This is a genomic window from Arcicella lustrica (genome assembly GCF_034930985.1).
In the GTDB taxonomy this organism is placed as follows: Bacteria; Bacteroidota; Bacteroidia; order Cytophagales; family Spirosomataceae; genus Arcicella; species Arcicella lustrica.
This window is the reverse complement of record NZ_JAYGIM010000020.1, coordinates 13545-31201: the sequence shown is the minus strand read 5'-3', so window position 1 is coordinate 31201 and position 17657 is coordinate 13545. Positions and strand designations below refer to the sequence as shown.

Sequence of the window (17657 nt, the reverse complement as noted above, 5' to 3'; positions counted from 1 at the left end):
GCTTATTTGAATTTGTAAAAACGCCAATTTGTTTTGAAGTCTTTTTCTAAAGATTGCTTCGTCAGAATGGCTCTAATCATCTCAATCGGTAAGGAATTTTCTTGCATTACGCCATCGTGAAATTGTTTGTACGACATTTTCCCAGTATCCACCAATTCATTTTTTAATGCCCTAAATTGTAACCCGCCAATCATGTATGCAATTTGATAAAGGGGGTCATAACCGCCCACAAACGAACGCCTTACTTCGCCTTCGGCATTGGCTTTTTCATGCCCAACTCGGTCGATTAAAAAATCAATACATTGTTGTGGCGTCCAGTTTTTTGTATGATAATTGAGCGAGAAAATAATTCTAGCACAACGGTGCATACGCCAAAAAAGCATTCCAATTTTATCTTCTGGCGATTTTGGGAAATTCATATCATACAATAATAATTCCCAATACAGGGCCCAACCTTCCATCCAAAATGGCGTATCGAACTGACGATAAACCTTGTTTCTATTCAGCATAAAATACTGTAAAGAATGTCCCGCAATTAATTCATGGTGAACGGTCGCTCTTGAAAAATGCGGATTATTGCCCCGCATACTCATCAATTTTTGGTCTTCCGTCATGGTATTGGTTGGGTACGAAATGATAAATTCTTCTCCGCCCAAGAAAAAAGGATTAACCAATTGCCTTTCTGGTGACATCATACTCATTCGCCAGCCTTCTTCTGCCAAAGCGGGAATCGTTATTAATTGATTTTTCTTGAGGAAATCAAGCGATTCGTTGTAAAGCCTCATCATTTCCTGTGGTTGTTTAGAAGGCTCTACATATTTGGTTTTAACGTATTCGAGTGCTGCCTTCCAGTTATCGCCAAAACCTAATTCCTTACTTGCCTTTAGCATTTCGGCATCACACCAAGCGAATTCTTTATTGGCAATGTCAACTAATTCTTCAGGCGTATAAGGAATCATTTCGATTTGTAAACGACGCATAATTTCCTCTTTTCCAATCGGGTTGCCAACAATTCCACTGGCATCTGGTTTCTGAGTAGAAAGATTTTTACCTTTTCCTTGAAAATTATTGGCATATACTTTCAATAAAGAATCTAAACGATTGTAAGGTTGTGGCATCCACCAAGTAAACAGCGGGTCGTAGCCATTGTAAAAACCATAAACTGATTTAATGGCTTTTTGTAAACTTCTAGAAAGGTTTGAGCCACGTTTGCCTAAATTCTCGGTAATGGAGCTGTCTTTACTTAATTTAGTATTGAGTGAAATGATTTGTTTTGCCATTTCATTGAACTGAAATGCCCATTTTGGGGCATCCAATGGCGTTCCTCTTCTTCTTATTTTCTCTACAGCATATAAACTGTCGGCGAAAGGAAACCATTTTTTGATGGCTTCATACTCTTTTTCTTCTATTGTGAATTGATATAGTTCTTCGCTTAAATTTCTTTTGAAAAGTGTATAATCCACTTTTGCACCAATGTTTAACTGATTAAAATTGAGTTTTGTTAATTGGTTTTGATAGTCGAGAATCAACTTTTTCATTCGTTCTCGTCTTTCTGGCGAATTTTCAACGAAGTAAAATCTTGTCAATATTCCTTTGTCGGCATAATATTGCGTCATTACATTGTTTACTTCGCTCGTTTGTAAGTACAAATCTGTTGCAGCAACTTGTGCAAAATTGACTGAACGACAAGCGATTAGGCAATAAATAATCAATAAAAACTTTTTGAAGAATGGTCGATATTTTTTCATTTGTTGCTGAAATTGTGGCTACCGAATTATAGCAAGTAAAAGTATAGAATTATAGCCTTTTACAATTCATACATTTTATCTATACCTACTTTAAAATTAACTTGAATAGCGTACAGAAAAAAAGAAAGGTACCTCTTCATGATTTTTCACATGAAAAAGTACCTCAAATAAGCTTTTTGAAAAAGAATTAGAAACTAACCCCAACCGTCGCTTTCAAGAAGAATGGAAAACCAGGAGTAAAGTGAATTTCTTCTACAGGATTTACTTCATTTTGTAATCTGGATTCGGTGGAGAATTGTGTTTCGTTCCATTTTACATTAAAAAGGTTTTCGGCAATTAAGCCAAAATTTACTTTCTTGAATTTATAATTTACATTGGCATCGGTAACTGTATAACCTTTGGCAACGATAGAGTAATCTTCATTCGCTGCACGGTTTCCTAAATGTCTCACTCGCAAACCACCTGAAAAACCTGATGGATGCGTTATGCTCAAACCGCCTGTTAAAGTAAAGTCTGGAGCGAGCGGAATGTAATTTGCTCCTTCGGGTTCGTCGATACTTCGTGCCAAAGTATTGGTCATGTCGGCATTGAAAAATAACCAATTATTGATTTGATAACGAATGCCCAAATCCAAGCCTTTTCTAACCGATTTTCCACTGGCTTCAATCACGGCTTCGTCGCCAACGTACACAAATTCTTGGTCGAGATGCAAGTACCATAATGCCATATTCAGAATCAAACGTGACTGTGGTTTCCAAATTATACCCAAATCTGTGCCATAAGCGGCTGGCAATATTGTTTTGCTATTGCTGGCTAAACTACTGACACGAGTATCGTTTGAGTGAAAACCTTTGCCTGCTTTAAAGAACAATTGAATATCGTGATCGGGATTATAAATGATATTCAATTTAGGACTGGCAATTACTTTTGCTACCGATTGCACCTGATTGTTATTGAGTTTATCGAGATAATTGAAGTTGAAATAATCTAATCTCAAAGCTGGGTTAATCAACCAATTACCACGGTGATACTCTATGCCCGTAAAACCAAAAGCATTGGTTTCTTTCACGTTTCCGAATTTGAGCCTTTCCAAAATCGTTGTACGGTTGAGTGTATGCGAAAGCTCAATATCATTTACGGCATCGTATCTAAAACCTACGCCCGACTGCCATGAGAGATTTCCCGAAGGAAGCGTATAATATTTATGAATTTCAGACTGCATTCCCAAAATGTCTCTGGATTCTTTCTGCTTGATTTGGTCGCCATTGGTAGAATCGTTCAAGAAAAAAGTAAAGTTGGAGTACAGTTCAAAATTGTAATGGCTGTAATAAGCCGTGTTTTTTATCAAAAGAGATTCTCCGACCTTTTTTGTATGTTGAAAATTCACATTCGTTCTACTCGTATTCCCGCCTTCTTTATCGTCGATTGCTCCGAAACGAGTAATCAAACCTTCGTCAATCGCACGCTGTGGTACTTGTCCCGAAGCATTCCATTTACTACTAAAATGCGAAACCGAAAAGTTGATTTTGTGCTGATTGGGCAATTTTAAAGCGTATTTACCCATCACATTTACACGATTGAATTTTTGTGGAGAAATAAATGGGCCGTCGGAATACAAGTATTCACTGGCGATATAGGCAGATTGTTTTTCTTGTTGTCCTAATAAATTCACCAAAGCCATTGTTCTGAAAGTGTTGAACATTCCAGCATTTACCGAAATTTGGCTTTCCTTAATTCGCTCTTTGGTCTGAAATTCAACATATCCAGCCGTAGTTAAATTGCCTTTATTGGCGAAGTATGGACCTTTTCCGTAATCAATTTTTTCAATCGTTTCAGGAATCAAAAAGTGTAAATCTGCATAGCCTTGTCCGTGTGCGTGCGAAACCATATTGACGGGCATTCCATCAACAGAAATGTTAATGTCCGTACCGTGGTCTAAATCGAATCCACGCAAAAATAGCTGCTCGGCTTTGCCACCGCCAGCGTGCTGACCAATGAACAAACCCGGTACTTTTCGTAAAATTTCTTGGGAAGAATTGACAGGATAAGTCTTTAAATCAATTTTTGAAATGATACTTTGGGCATTTACTTCTGGGCTAATCGTTACTTCGTTCAACTGAAATACACTTTCTTCCAAAACGATTTGTAAGAATTTTTGCTCTGGGCGATAGACAATCTTTTGGGTTTTGAAACCCATGCAAGAGATTTCTAAAGTATCTCCTTTGCTGACTTTATCCAATACAAAATATCCTAATTTGTTGGAATGTGAATGTTTGTCAATTCGTTTGTTTAAGACAAAACCGCCTTCGATAGGATTTCTGTAGGTGTTGGTGATGGAGCCTTCAAGTTTTTGAGCGAATAGATTTAGGTTAAAGAGTAAAAAGAATAATGTAAGCGTTTGTTTCATGAATGTTGATGATGAAAGGTTTATTAGCTGTTAGATTAGTTTTGTCAACTTTTGAAAAGTTGACAAAACTAATCTAAAAAAATCAATAGGAGTAGACTTAAGTCTACTCCTATTGATTTGATAAAATAGTTGAAGGTAATCTCTTCTAAAAATAAAAAAAACTACCTCAAGGAAGTAATACGCTGATAAATTTCTTCAAAACTTGGGCGAGCCAAAACTACTTCGTTTATACAACTTTTTACTAAATATTGAAGTATAAGTACTGACGCATTTTCTACCTCGCTAGGTTGAATATATCTTAATAAATCATCCAACAGACAAGCAAAAGCCCTCACTTCCAAACGCTGAATGGCTGCTGCTTTATTTGAATGTACGTGATAGGTACTTCCTGCACCGAAGTCACCAAATAAAGTATTGGCTTCTTCATCTACCAAAGTATTATGGGCGTAAAGGTCGCCATGCGAAACACCCAAAGCGTGTAAATGTGCGCCAACGCTGGCAATTGAAGCTGAAATTTTTAACACTTCTGCCAAAGTAAAAACCGTTTCGGGCGGATAAGTATCTCTGGTACAAGTTTCAAAACTTGGCGGGCCACCCAAATTTCTGAAATTCGCAGGAATTAATTCCATCAATAAACCATGTTTATCGGCTGGATGCTCTTTAATTTTACCCAATACTTTTACCAAATTCGGATGATTTCCTGCCGAAATACAGGCATTCATTTCATCAGTTGGTAAACCGTCACTGGTTACTTCTCCTTTATATACTTTTACAGCAATGGTTTTATCTTGCGTAATCCATTCAGCTTTGGCAATATTTCCAGAAGCTCCTTCGCCCAATTGTTCTTTTATTTCCAATTCATGCCAAGAAAATTCTTCTAAGGCTATTTGTTCTTCTGTACTTTCTGAGAAAGGATTTCCTGCAAAAGCCAACCAAGAAAGTTGAGGAAAAGCAAGCAATTCTTCGGGAAATACTTCAATCTGATTCGCTGAAATACGAAGTAATTGCAAATGCTTACAAGCTGATAATTCTTTGGGTAAAGCTTTTAGTCGATTGCCTGCCAACATCAACTTTTGCATTCGGCTACATTTACCAATTGAAGCAGGAATACTTTCGATAGCATTGTTGGTCAGAATCAGCCAACGAGTAGTATAAGGAATAGCATTTTCGGGAATACTTTGAATTTGATTGGCTTTAAAACCAATCATTTCAAGTTTTGGGCATTCGCCCAAAACTGCTGGAAATTCAGTGAATAGATTATCAGAAAAGAAAGCAATTTTTAGTTTTTTTAGCTGGGCAAAATCATCGGGTAAGGCTGAAAGTTCATTACCTGATAAATCTAAAATTTCTAAAGTATCAGCTAATGTATAAATCTCTTTGGGAAAGGTTTTTAAGCCACAAGATAATTTTAAGCGGGTTGTTCCTAATAGTTCTCCTGAGTACAATTGTTGGAGTGTCTGCATGAATGGCAAAGGTTTATTTTTTCAAAGATAGTAAGGAATTGCTTGTGAGCTTTTACCTTTGATAGGTAAGCTTTACTTTTATTTCACAGATAACACAAGACATTGCAATGATTAATGAAGAGATTAAAAGAAGATTATATTCATTTGGAAAAGTAATTGTAGGTTTTATCATAGGAGGAGTTTTGTTGATTTTATTCTTTCTACTATTTCAGTCTTCAGAAAAACCATTTGCTGAATTTTATATCACGGATTTTTCTAATCCAATTACTTTCATTGATTCAAGTTCTGCCGAACATCGTGATGTGCATGCAGCTATACTTATTAAAATTACAGGAGTATTAGATTCAAATGCAAGTATCACTTACGGTTCTAATAGAAAAAAATACCAGAAAGTGAAGCCAACAGAAATGATGGATGATGGAGGGGGTTATGAATTAACCAAAGGGAAAATTAATATTGATGATAGACATGATTATTATCAAGGAGATACAATTCGTATTTTGTTTACCCCAAAAGGTTGTAAAAAAGGATGGTTGAGAATTAAAACGAAAATTTATTGATGATTGCCTGAATGGCAAAGGTTTATTTTTTCAAAGATAGCAAGGAATTGCTTGTGGGCTTTTAGAAATGAGGTTCGTTTTTTGTGATTCTCTTAAAAAATCAATAGGGTTGGGATTAATCCCAACCCTATTGATTTTTTAGTTTTTGATTATTTGTTGTACTCAGTAATCTAATTTTACATTCTTGCTTTTTCTAATAAAGCCTTTGTTGCTCTGATGCCGGCATCTTCATCCAAATAATTCTCTTTTGCTCCCATCATTTTCATAAAGCCTCCTTCGTATTCAATGCCAACAAATCCTTTAAAGTTTTTGCTCAAACCTTTGTTTACAATCGGCATCATCTTTTCAAAATCTGTATCTGTACAAGCTCCGTTTTCATCAAAAAAATGAGTTTTGGCACTTACACCTTTGGCAAAAGGCATGAGTTTTTTTACGCCATCATATTTATCATACTCATGAATAATTTTAGAATCTTTAAAAGCCTCTAAAGTCATGGCTTTAGGCTTTTCTCTTTGTATAAAATTGCCAAAATCAGGTAAACAACCTGCATAAGGGTTATTTACTTGTTTCAATAAAGCCACCAACCAATCTGGATTGGTAGAAATAGTAATATGATTTTCGATAATTACGCCAATACCCGCTTTTTGACCGTACTCTACCAATTTTCCATAACCATCTACGCCTGCTTTCATGATTTCTTCGGGTGTGCCGTCGCCATCCATGTTGACACGAATAGAATGACAACCCAAAAATTTAGCCGCATCCACCCATTTATAATGGTTTTCAACAGCTTTCCGACGAAGCGAAGCATCGCTTGCTCCTAAATCGCCTTCGGCATCAACCATAATCAGGACATTTTGAACACCTAAATCGGTAGTTCTTTGTTTCAGTTCGTTCAAATAGGCTTGGTCTTTGGCTTTGTCGGCCCAAAACATTGAAACATATTCAACCGCATTGATGCCAAAATCATTTTTAGCTTTGGCTGGAAAATCCATGTTTTTCAATTTTCCACTGAACAATGAACCTGCCAAAGAGAATTCAGCCAAAGAAATTTCAAAATGTGGTTTGGCTGCACCAAAAACGGTTGCAGGAAGAAAACTCGCCGCAGTTAATAAGCCCAATTGACCCATAAACTCACGACGACTTGTATGATTTTGTGCTAAGTTTTCCATTGGTTTTGAAAGATTATAAAAAGGGCAACAAAGTTTTCACCTTGTTACCCTCATGTTTTAATACTTATTCTTTTTTACCATCAAAAGCCATTCCCATTGCTTCTAATTTCATTTTAGAAACATTTCCAGAATCATCTTTCACAAAACTAACAGTCCCTTTTCCGCCAGCATCAAATTTGTCAGCAGTATCGGTAGCGGTTAATTCTCCTACATTTCCACCAGCATCAATTATCAATTTTCCGTCTTTTACAGAGATTGAAATAGATTCAAATGGTAAGCCAGTCATTTTATATTTACCTGCATAAATAGTCAAATCAGTTTTTGCTTCTGGCATTGTAGTGGCTGCTGGGGTGGATTCTCCAATTTCTGTTTTAAACTCAGCACCCATTACTACCATTAGTGAGCCTTCTGCTTTTGGGTTTTGGAAAACTACATACAAATCATGCGTACCATCTGTTGGTGCAATACTGATGTCAACAGGTTTTCCTGCAAAACTCATTTCGTCTGTTGGTGCGATAAACGGAGAAGCTCCAATTACTTTACCTGTTGGCGAATCTATGCGAATTTCAATGACTCCACCTTGTGCATTTAACTGCGGTTTTGGTGTAATGGCTAAGAATGAAATTTGTTTGATTTCACCTAAATCAATTTGTGAGAGTGAAACATAAGAACCAGATTTAGCAGGAATTGCTAATTCATTTCCTCCAAATGACATTTTTGAAACGGATTCATATTTGTCAAATTTATGTGGACTCATTTTCGCATTACGCAAAGTATAAGTTTTTTCAGAAGCTAAAGAAGGAATTCCTTTTGAACCCTGATCTTGGTAAGAAGCACGTAAAATATACACACCTTGTCCTTTATCATTCGCAGATAATTTCGCTGTGTAAGTTCCTTTTACTGGTAAAGAATTTACTTTTGCTTTTTCTTGCGATAAGCTCAAAATATACTTCACCATATCCGAAGCATCCGAAGCTGAAAGTTGTGGGTGACCACTCATTGGCACTTCTCCCCAAACGCCACTTCCGCCAGAGATTACTTTCTTCGTCAATCTTTCTAAAGCACCCGCATCGTTTTTGTATTTCGCAGCAACTTCTTTGTACATCGGTCCAACTGATTTTTTATCAACACTGTGACAAGCTTTACAGTCGCTCGCTTCCATCAATTTTTTACCTGAAGCAAAACTTGCCGAAGCATCTGCTGAACGGTGTCCTTGTGCGATAGCGATTTTATCAAAACCTTCCGCTAAATAATCAATACTTACAGCTACTTGCTCAGGTTTGATTTTTCCATTAGCCAAGCTTCCGTCTTCTCTATCGTTTACCTTTACTTCGTAATCGAATGGTTTGTTCGGGAAGTAAAATGTTTTATTACTTTTTGGTAAATCAAAGGCTAAGGTTGGAGGTTCGTTTCCTGCTGTCAATTCCATGGATTGACTATTACTTTCACCTTTTCCATCAGAAACCGTTAAAGTAGCTTTATAAACTCCCGCTTTTGTTAAAGTCAAACTTGCTTCTGGCGTATTGATTACTTTTACGAATCCTTTCTTATCAGTGATTTTCCAAGAATATTTCAAGATGTCGCCATCTGCATCAACGGTTCCTTTTGAGCTAAGTGCTACTTTAAAAGGAATTGCTCCACCCATTTTATCTGCTGCAATTTGTACAATTGGCTTACGATTTCCGCCATTGTATTCGATGCGAATCAAACGTGCATCATCATTGGCAGTAAACCAACCCGAACCGTACTCTAACATATATAAATCTCCATTTTCAGCAAATTCCATATCCATCGGATTACTGAATTTGTAACTTGGCATAAAGCGTTCCATCGAAACATAATTACCTTCTTTATCCAAAGTAACTGCCATAATCCAACCACGCATCCATTCGTAAATTAATACTTTTCCATCATAATATTTAGGGAAAGCATGGTTTGAATTTTTGAAAGCATCACTGTAGAAAACTGGACCAGCCATGGCATTTCTACCGCCACTACCTACTAATGGAAATTCTGGAGATTCTGCATAAGGATACCAAATAAATGCTTTTTGTGCTGGCGGTAATAATTTCAAGCCTGTATTGTTTGGCGAAGTATTCGTTGGTGCATTGGCGTCCCACAATTCTAATGATTTGTTATTCACAAAATCAAATTTATTGTAAGCCTTGTTATCCCCTACAAAATGCGGCCAACCATAATTTCCTGCTTTGCGTGCTTGTCCTACTTCGTCATGTCCTGCTGGACCACGGTCAGCTGCTGGTTTGTTAGCATCTGGACCAACTTCTCCCCAATAAAGATTACCATTTTTCTGGTCAACTGAAATACGGAAAGGGTTACGGTGTCCCATTGTATAAATTTCAGGACGAGTATTTGGTGTTCCTTTGGCGAATAAATTTCCTTCTGGAATGGTATAAGAACCATCAACAGTAGGTTTAATTCTGATGATTTTACCTCTTAAATCGTTGGTATTAGCAGAAGATTTCTGAGCATCCCATGCACTACGGTCTGGGCGTTCATCACTTGGACTATAACCACTTGAACCGTGTGGGTTTGTATTATCGCCTGTTGAAAGGAAAAGATTTCCTGCTTTATCCCAAGCGATAGAGCCACCTGTATGGCAACATTGTTCTCTTTGTGTCGGAATTTCTAACAATACTTTTTTAGAATCTAATATCAATTCATCGCCACGTAATTCATAACGTGTCAGGATATTTTTTGCTTCGTCGCCAACTGGAGAATAATATAAATAAATCCAGTGATTTTGAGCGAAGTTCGGGTCTTTACTTAAACCCAATAAACCATCTTCCGCTTCTGAAATTTTACCTTCTTTGTCTTTATACTTTGTACTTACTGGAATCGTAGCAATCGTTTTTAATTGTTTCGTTTTAGTATTATACAAACGAACATCTCCACGACGTTCGATGAATAATATACGACCATCATTCAATACGCTCAATTCCATTGGTTCGCTCAATTTCTCTTCTAAAACCACTTTTGAAAAACGGTTTTCTTCTGGACGAGCCTTTGCATAATCTAAAGGTTTTGGAGCATCCCCACCAATTACATAATTCAAACCAACCCAAAGGTGTGCTAAGAAAAGTGGTTCAGAGAATGTTTGGTCGGTATGTCCCATTGCTGTATAAAACGAGCGACCACCATCAAATTCGTGATACCAGCTAATTGGGTGATTATCGCCATTATGGCCGCCTTGGTACGTTTTCTCATCCAATTTCACCAAAACATTAATGTTTGGATTGATTTTTTGGAAACTGTAAAATTCATCTTCACGCTCAAATTCATCAGGTAACATTTTAGTTGCCCAGTGATTTTTTAACGAAACAAAGAATTTACCTTTTTGCACATTATTTGGCATCGGATGGTCTAAAAAGTACGCACCCACCAAACTTCCATACCAAGGCCAATCATATTCTGTATCCGTCGCAGCGTGAATCCCTAAGTAACCACCGCCCGCTTGGATATAGCGTTCAAATTCTCCTTGCTGTTCAGGATTCAATACATCACCTGTTGTACTTAGAAACACCACTGCATTATAGCGTTTTAGGTTGAGTGCGTTAAAAGCTGTAGCATCTTCTGTTAAGTCAACCGTAAAGCCTTTTTCCTTTGCCATTTTCTGGAAAGCAGCTTGTCCTGCTTCGATAGATTGATGGCGGAAAGCTGCCGTTTTACTAAAGACCAATATTCTTGGCGTCTTTGTTTGCCCAATAAGTACCCTTGAACTCAATAAAAAAATACCCAATATCAAGAAAAGGGTATTCATCAAGCTGGGAAATTGGTAATGTTTTTTGTTCATCTTGAATGATTGTTTTGAAATAGATAATAAATTAAATGATTGAAAATGAATGCTGTTATTTATTTTTTACTTTAAATATGAGTAAAAAATTAAAAAAATAATTGATTAAGTCTTATCATTGTTTCATGATGGAACAATGATAATTCATTTTCTTGAATCCGCCAAGTATTTGTACTATTTTTGTAAAATGTTGAATCTAAAAGGAAGATTATGGAGTCCGAAAAAATAATTATTGACGAAGGGAAATTCATCCCACATTTATCCGTTGACTGTGTAATTTTTGGGTTTCATGGCGAACAATTAAAAGTATTATTACCTAAAGTAAAAAGTTTAGATTTGTGGTCGTTGCCAGGAGGATATGTCATGAAAGATGAAGATATTGAAGCAGCAGCACAAAGAATTTTGGAAGAAAGAACCGGGGTAACAGATATTTATCTTGAACAATTTTACATCTTTGGAAAAGCCAATCGCTCAACGGGTGAAACACTCAAGAAAGTATTATTGGCAAATAACTTTGCGATTGATGAAAAGAGTTGGGTTTTTGAACGTTTCGTTTCAGTTGGTTATTATGCCTTGGTAGATTTTTCTAAAGTAAATACTAAAATCGGGATTTATGATGAAGTCTGCGAATGGCACGATATTCATCAATTACCAGACTTGGCTTTTGATCATGCAGAAATTACGCTAAAGGCTTTGGAAACACTTCGATTTATGTTAGATGATAAATTGATTGGACTTAATTTATTGCCTGATACGTTTACCATGAAAGAACTCCAAATATTGTACGAAACCATTTTGGATAAACCTTTAAGAAGAGATAATTTTCAAAGAAAAATATTGTCGATGGGTATTTTAGAACGAGTAGAAAAGAAATTTACAGGTGCGGCACACAAAGCGCCTTATCTTTATAAATTCATAAAATAATAATTTATTGATTTTAGTTGTTGTTCAATAAGTAATTTACCTCTTAATTTCCCTTATTAAAATACGTAGCACATTCATTAAAGTGCTGAAATCAATCACATGGATAATATCAACAAAATTATGCTTCAATCTGCTGAAGCGTTTAAACAATACCGTAAGGTTTCTGGAAAACAAAAAGCTGTTTTTTTAAGAGCCATCGCCGAAGAAATTGAAGCTTTAGGCATGGAACTTATTCACACGACGATGGAAGAAACCAATCTTCCTGAAGCTAGATTATTAGGCGAACGTGGACGGACGATTTTTCAATTAAAAATGTTTGCTGACCTTTTGGAAGAAGGTTCATGGGTAGAAGCTCGTATCGATACAGCTCAACCAGACCGCAAACCTTTGCCTAAAGTAGATATTCGTAAAATGTCTGTACCATTAGGTGTTGTGGTAGTTTTTGGTGCAAGCAATTTTCCTTATGCTTATTCAACCGCTGGTGGCGACACGGCTTCGGCTTTAGCTGCTGGCTGTCCAGTAGTTTTAAAAGGTCACCCTGCACATGCTCGTACTTCTGCCATGGTTGCGGATGCTGTTTTACGTGCTGTAGAGCGTACAGGAATGCCAGAAGGTACTTTTGCACACGTGGATGGGGGCAATGGTTTTGAAATTGGAAAAGCATTGGTAATGCACCCAGTAACAAAAGCCGTTGGTTTCACAGGTTCTTTTGCTGGCGGAAAAGCATTGTTCGATATGGCGAATCAGCGTCCAGAACCGATTCCTGTATTTTCAGAAATGGGAAGTGTTAATCCAGTAGTATTGATGCCTGAAAAATTATCGACAAGTTCAGAAAGTATTGCTAAAGAGTATACAGGTTCGATTACTTTGGGTGTTGGGCAATTTTGTACCAATCCGGGCTTGATTTTAGGCGTTGATAATGCTGATTTACAAAACTTTATCAAAGTACTTGCCACTGAAATTGAGAAAGTTTCTCCTTCAAAAATGTTGAATGCAGGAATTTATCAAAACTACGAAGGCAAGAAAACTGTAGCTTTGGCGCAAGCCGATGTAACAACAGAAGCAGAATCGCTTGTTGAAAAAACGGATACTATTCAAGGTTTGGCAACGGTGGCTTCGGTAAATGCAGATGTATTTTTAGCGAATCCTACTTTGCACCAAGAAGTATTTGGTCCTTTCTCTTTAGTGGTAAAATGTAAAGATTTAGCACAATTAGCCACTGTTATTCAACATTTAGAAGGACAGCTTACGGCTACTTTTATGGCGACAGAAACAGAATTACAAGCTAATGATGACATCGTAGAAGCACTTAGAAATATCAGCGGACGTTTAATTTTCAATGGCGTGCCTACGGGAGTGGAAGTATGTTATGCAATGCACCACGGCGGGCCATTCCCATCTTGTACGGATGCTCGTTTTACTTCTGTTGGTCCAGATGCTATCAAACGTTTCGTTCGTCCTGCAAGTTATCAGAGCTTTCCAGACAGTCTTTTACCAGCAGAATTACAAGATGCTAATCCGCTGAACATTTGGAGAATGTTTGATAACGAATGGAAAAAATAATTATAAAATTTCAGTCATTCGGAAATATATTTCCATATTGTTATTTTTAATAATTTTCACAAAGTCTAAAAGACTGCTGATAATTTCCTTGAAATTCATCAGCAGTCTTCTTTTTATAGGAACTTTCTCCAAACACTTCTCTTTCTTCCTGTCTATTTCACCAAACAAAAAGCTTAAAATCTTGGTATATTTTTAATTTATAATTGAATTTATCCTCAAACTGTGTGCTTTTCCTGAAAAATCAATACTTTATTGCCGATTTCAGGAAGCATTAATTCCATCAATTCAATATTTAAAACAATAAATTTTATAAAATCAGAAATATATTACTTAAATAATTATTTTACTGTTTGTTGATTTTTTATTTTAAATATCATTAGGTACTATAATTCATTTGTCTTTAAGTTTGCATGTCTTATTTCAAAATTAAGAAATGTTTACTCAAAATTGTTATTAAAATGATTGAAGCAACTGAAGCCATAGAACTAGAAAAGGAAACCATCTCTTTAGAAAGAGTACCCACTAAAATTTATAAAGATGCCGCTGAAGCCTCAAAAGCAGTAGCACAGGAAATTGCCAAAATTATCCGCAAAAAAAATGCTTCAGGAAAACCCGCAGTTTTAGGATTAGCCACTGGCTCAACACCTAAAAAAGTATATGCAGAACTTATCCGTCTTCATAAAAGTGAAGGCTTGAGTTTTGAAAATGTGATTACATTTAATTTGGATGAATACTATCCGATGCAACCTGATGCAGTACAGAGTTATCACCGTTTCATGAAAGAACAATTGTTTGATCATGTAAACATTGCTCCTGAAAACTGTCATATTCCAACTGGAACTTTACCTTTAGAAAAACTCGCCATCTTCTGCAAAGAGTACGAAGCGCAGATTGAAGAATTGGGCGGATTAGATATACAAATTTTGGGCATCGGTAGAAACGGACATATAGGTTTCAACGAGCCGGGTTCTTTGGTGAACTCGAAAACAAGATTAATGACGCTTGACATTACGACTCGTATGGATGCTGCGGGCGACTTTGGTACTTTGGTAAAAGTGCCACGCAGAGCAGTAACGATGGGTGTAAAAGCAATCATGGAAGCAAAAAGAGTGGTGCTTTTGGCTTTTGGAGAACATAAAGCTCAAGTAATTAAAGAAGCGATTGAAGGACCTGTTTCAGAGAAAATTCCAGCTTCATATTTACAAGGACACCAGAATGTAAGGTTTATTTTAGACGAAGCAAGTGCTTCTGAATTAAGCAGTCGTAAAAAACCTTGGTTATTTGATGAAGTAATTTGGGATAAAATGATGGTGAAAAAAGCCGTTACCAATTTGGCTTTGAGCTTAGATAAACCGATTCTGAAATTAACCAATCGTGATTATAACGAAAACGGATTAAGCGATTTACTCGCAAATTACGGTCAGGCTTACGATATTAATTTACAAGTATTCCAAAGTCTTCAACATACCATTACGGGCTGGCCTGGTGGAAAATCATTGGCAAGTGATGCCAACAGACCAGAAAGAGCTTTTCCTGCCCAAAAAAGAGTATTGATTTTTAGTCCACATCCAGACGACGATATTATTTCAATGGGTGGAACCTTCCAGCGTTTGGTTGACCAAGGACATGATGTACACGTAGCATACCAAACGTCAGGAAATATTGCTGTTGCAGATGATGAAGCTTTGCGTTTTATTGATTTCTTAGACGATTTCAACACAGCTTTTGACATTGAAAACAAAAAATATAATACTGTTTTTGAAGAAGCAAGAGCCTTTTTAAGTAAAAAGAAAGACAGCGAAATTGATATTCCTTCGGTGCGTTATGTAAAAGGAATTATTCGTCAGGGAGAAGCTAAAGCTACTTGTCGTTTTGTAGGTATTCCATCATCAAATGTTCACTTTTTGGATATGCCTTTTTATGAAACGGGTGCTATTCAAAAAATGCCTTTGGGCGAAGCAGACATCAAAATCGTTTCAAATATTATTGCTGAAATAAAACCACATCAAATTTTTGCGGCAGGCGATTTAGCCGACCCACACGGAACGCACAAAGTATGTTTGGATGCCATTTTCGAATCGCTTGAGCGTTTGAAAAAAGAAGATTACATGAACGATTGTTGGGTTTGGTTGTACCGTGGAGCTTGGGCAGAGTGGGATATTCATGAAATTGAAATGGCTGTGCCGATGAGTCCAACACAAGTATTACAGAAACGTCACGGAATTTTCAAACACCAATCGCAAAAAGACGGAGTGGTTTTCCAAGGAAACGATTCTAGAGAATTTTGGCAACGTGCTGAAGATAGAAACAGTGCTACGGCAGATTTATACAACAAATTAGGTTTTGCAGAATACGCAGCCATCGAGGCTTTTGTGCGATACCACTTTTAATATTATGCTTGTCGTCTGAATACAGAGACTAAGCATTACTTCATTCACAAACTTGAAAATTTAGTTAGAACTGGTTATATATTAATAATGCTTGAACATTAAAATTCACTACGGGCGATGCCTGTAGTGAATTTATTTAATATGAACCTTTCAAGAATTTGTTCCTTACTTTATTTATATATTTTGCCCCAAACCAACCACCATTATGACTAAAAGTAAATCATTTTTTTCTCCCATTGTGATTATCGGAATGTTGTTTTTCATCTTCGGTTTTATCACTTGGCTCAACGGTACACTTATACCATTCCTTAAAATCGCTTGTGAACTTGAATATGCCCAAGCACTTTTGGTAACATTTGCCTTTTATATTGCTTATGTTTTTCTAGCGATTCCATCTTCGATGATTCTGACGAAAGTCGGCTTTAAAAATGGAATGGCTTGGGGTTTAGTAGTGATGGCAATTGGTGCAATTATTTTTGTACCTGCAGCTCAATCTCGTTCCTTTGCTCTGTTTTTAACAGGATTATTTATTCAAGGTGCGGGAATTTCTTTACTTCAAACTGCCTCAAATCCATATATCAGTATTTTAGGCCCAATTGAAAGTGCAGCGCAACGTATCAGTATCATGGGTGTTTGTAATAAAATTGCAGGGGCTTTAAGTCCACTGATTTTAGGAGCAATCATTTTAGACGGAGCGAGCGACATCGAAACACAATTAAAAACAAGCTTGGCTGCTGAAAAAGAAGTACTTTTGAACGAATTAGCAGGAAGAGTAATTGTTCCATACATCGTAATGGCAATCGCTTTAGTGCTTTTGGCATTTTTGATTTATAAGTCTAGCTTGCCTGAAATTGACACAAGTAAAGAAGAAACCGATACGGCATCTGAAGTAGGAGAGAAGAGTGTTCTACAACACGCCAATTTAGTCTTTGGAATTTTAGCTATTTTCTGCTGTGTTGGTGTTGAAGTAATTGCAGGTGATACCATCGGACAATACGGAAGCTCGTTAGGTATTAGTTTAGATGTTTCTAAAAACTTTACTTCGCTAACGTTGATTGCGATGTTGGTTGGTTATTTTGTTGGTATTGTGGCTATTCCGAAATTCATTTCACAAAATAAAGCTTTGATGTACTGCGGAATTATTGGCTCAATTTTTACACTTGGTATTGTATTTACAGCTGGTTTTACTTCGGTAGCTTTTGTAGCAATGCTGGGTTTAGCCAATGCTTTGATGTGGCCAGCGATTTTTCCATTAGCAATTAAAGGCTTAGGAAAGAAAACTGAATTCGGTTCTGCTTTACTCATCATGGGTATCGGTGGCGGAGCGATTTTACCATACTTCTACGGAAAATTAGCAGAATCATTTGGCATTCAAGAAGCTTATTTGATTTTGATTCCTTGCTATTTATATATTTTGTTCTTCGCAACGATAGGTCACAAAAAACAATCGTGGTAGAGTAGTAGTTGTGAGTTAGTGAATTGTGAGTAATTATAAACGATAAAAATATCACTCATTCACAATTCACTAACTCACAACTAAAGAGAAATAAGTAAAAAGTACCATAGACGGCTTGTTAAATACCATTGTTTTGGATAGTCCTTCTCTAGCTTTGTTGTAT

The 17657-nt window shown here is 36.7% G+C and carries 10 protein-coding genes; 5 read left to right on the top strand and 5 right to left on the bottom strand.

All coding sequences use genetic code 11. From position 1 onward, the window contains the following. Window positions 1-2: 2 nt before the first annotated feature. The 3 genes from VB798_RS22285 to VB798_RS22275 form a co-directional block, all read right to left on the bottom strand. The gene (locus VB798_RS22285) at window positions 3-1748 is read right to left on the bottom strand and encodes a DUF885 family protein (protein ID WP_323689455.1); all 1746 of its coding nucleotides are present in this window, start codon (window positions 1746-1748) and stop codon (window positions 3-5) included. A gap of 187 nt (window positions 1749-1935) precedes the next feature. Beyond that, entirely contained in the window at window positions 1936-4155 is a 2220-nt protein-coding gene (locus VB798_RS22280) for a TonB-dependent receptor (protein ID WP_323689454.1), read from the bottom strand. Window positions 4156-4316: 161 nt separating this feature from the next. Continuing rightward, window positions 4317-5618 carry a leucine-rich repeat-containing protein kinase family protein gene (locus VB798_RS22275; RefSeq protein ID WP_323689453.1) on the bottom strand — a complete coding sequence of 434 codons (1302 nt, stop codon included), beginning with the start codon at window positions 5616-5618 and terminating at the stop codon, window positions 4317-4319. A 107-nt stretch (window positions 5619-5725) separates the two neighbouring features. Between VB798_RS22275 and VB798_RS22270 the strand changes: the two genes are divergently transcribed. Next, window positions 5726-6178: a hypothetical protein gene (locus tag VB798_RS22270; protein ID WP_323689452.1), complete on the top strand. Its 453-nt coding sequence runs from the start codon at window positions 5726-5728 to the stop codon at window positions 6176-6178. A gap of 176 nt (window positions 6179-6354) precedes the next feature. Here the strand turns inward: VB798_RS22270 and VB798_RS22265 are convergent, their stop codons facing one another. Together VB798_RS22265 and VB798_RS22260 are read right to left on the bottom strand one after the other, a co-directional pair. Next, window positions 6355-7350: a sugar phosphate isomerase/epimerase family protein gene (locus VB798_RS22265; RefSeq protein WP_323689451.1), complete on the bottom strand. Its 996-nt coding sequence runs from the start codon at window positions 7348-7350 to the stop codon at window positions 6355-6357. Window positions 7351-7414: 64 nt separating this feature from the next. Next, a complete protein-coding gene (locus VB798_RS22260; protein ID WP_323689450.1) occupies window positions 7415-11161 on the bottom strand; it encodes a ThuA domain-containing protein in 3747 nt (1248 codons plus the stop codon). 210 nt (window positions 11162-11371) lie between these two features. Between VB798_RS22260 and VB798_RS22255 the strand changes: the two genes are divergently transcribed. The 4 genes from VB798_RS22255 to VB798_RS22240 all read left to right on the top strand — a co-directional run bounded on the left by VB798_RS22255 (window position 11372) and on the right by VB798_RS22240 (window position 17494). Next, on the top strand, window positions 11372-12085 hold the full coding sequence (locus VB798_RS22255) for an NUDIX hydrolase (protein ID WP_323689449.1): 714 nt from the start codon (window positions 11372-11374) through the stop codon (window positions 12083-12085). Window positions 12086-12184: 99 nt separating this feature from the next. Beyond that, complete coding sequence (locus VB798_RS22250) at window positions 12185-13648, top strand: aldehyde dehydrogenase (NADP(+)) (protein WP_323689448.1); 1464 nt, start codon at window positions 12185-12187, stop codon at window positions 13646-13648. Window positions 13649-14106: 458 nt separating this feature from the next. Beyond that, window positions 14107-16038 (top strand): glucosamine-6-phosphate deaminase, encoded by a 1932-nt coding sequence (nagB, locus tag VB798_RS22245; RefSeq protein WP_323689447.1) that lies wholly within the window; start codon window positions 14107-14109, stop codon window positions 16036-16038. 205 nt (window positions 16039-16243) lie between these two features. Further along, window positions 16244-17494 carry a sugar MFS transporter gene (locus VB798_RS22240; RefSeq protein ID WP_323689446.1) on the top strand — a complete coding sequence of 417 codons (1251 nt, stop codon included), beginning with the start codon at window positions 16244-16246 and terminating at the stop codon, window positions 17492-17494. The last annotated feature ends 163 nt before the right edge of the window (window positions 17495-17657 follow it).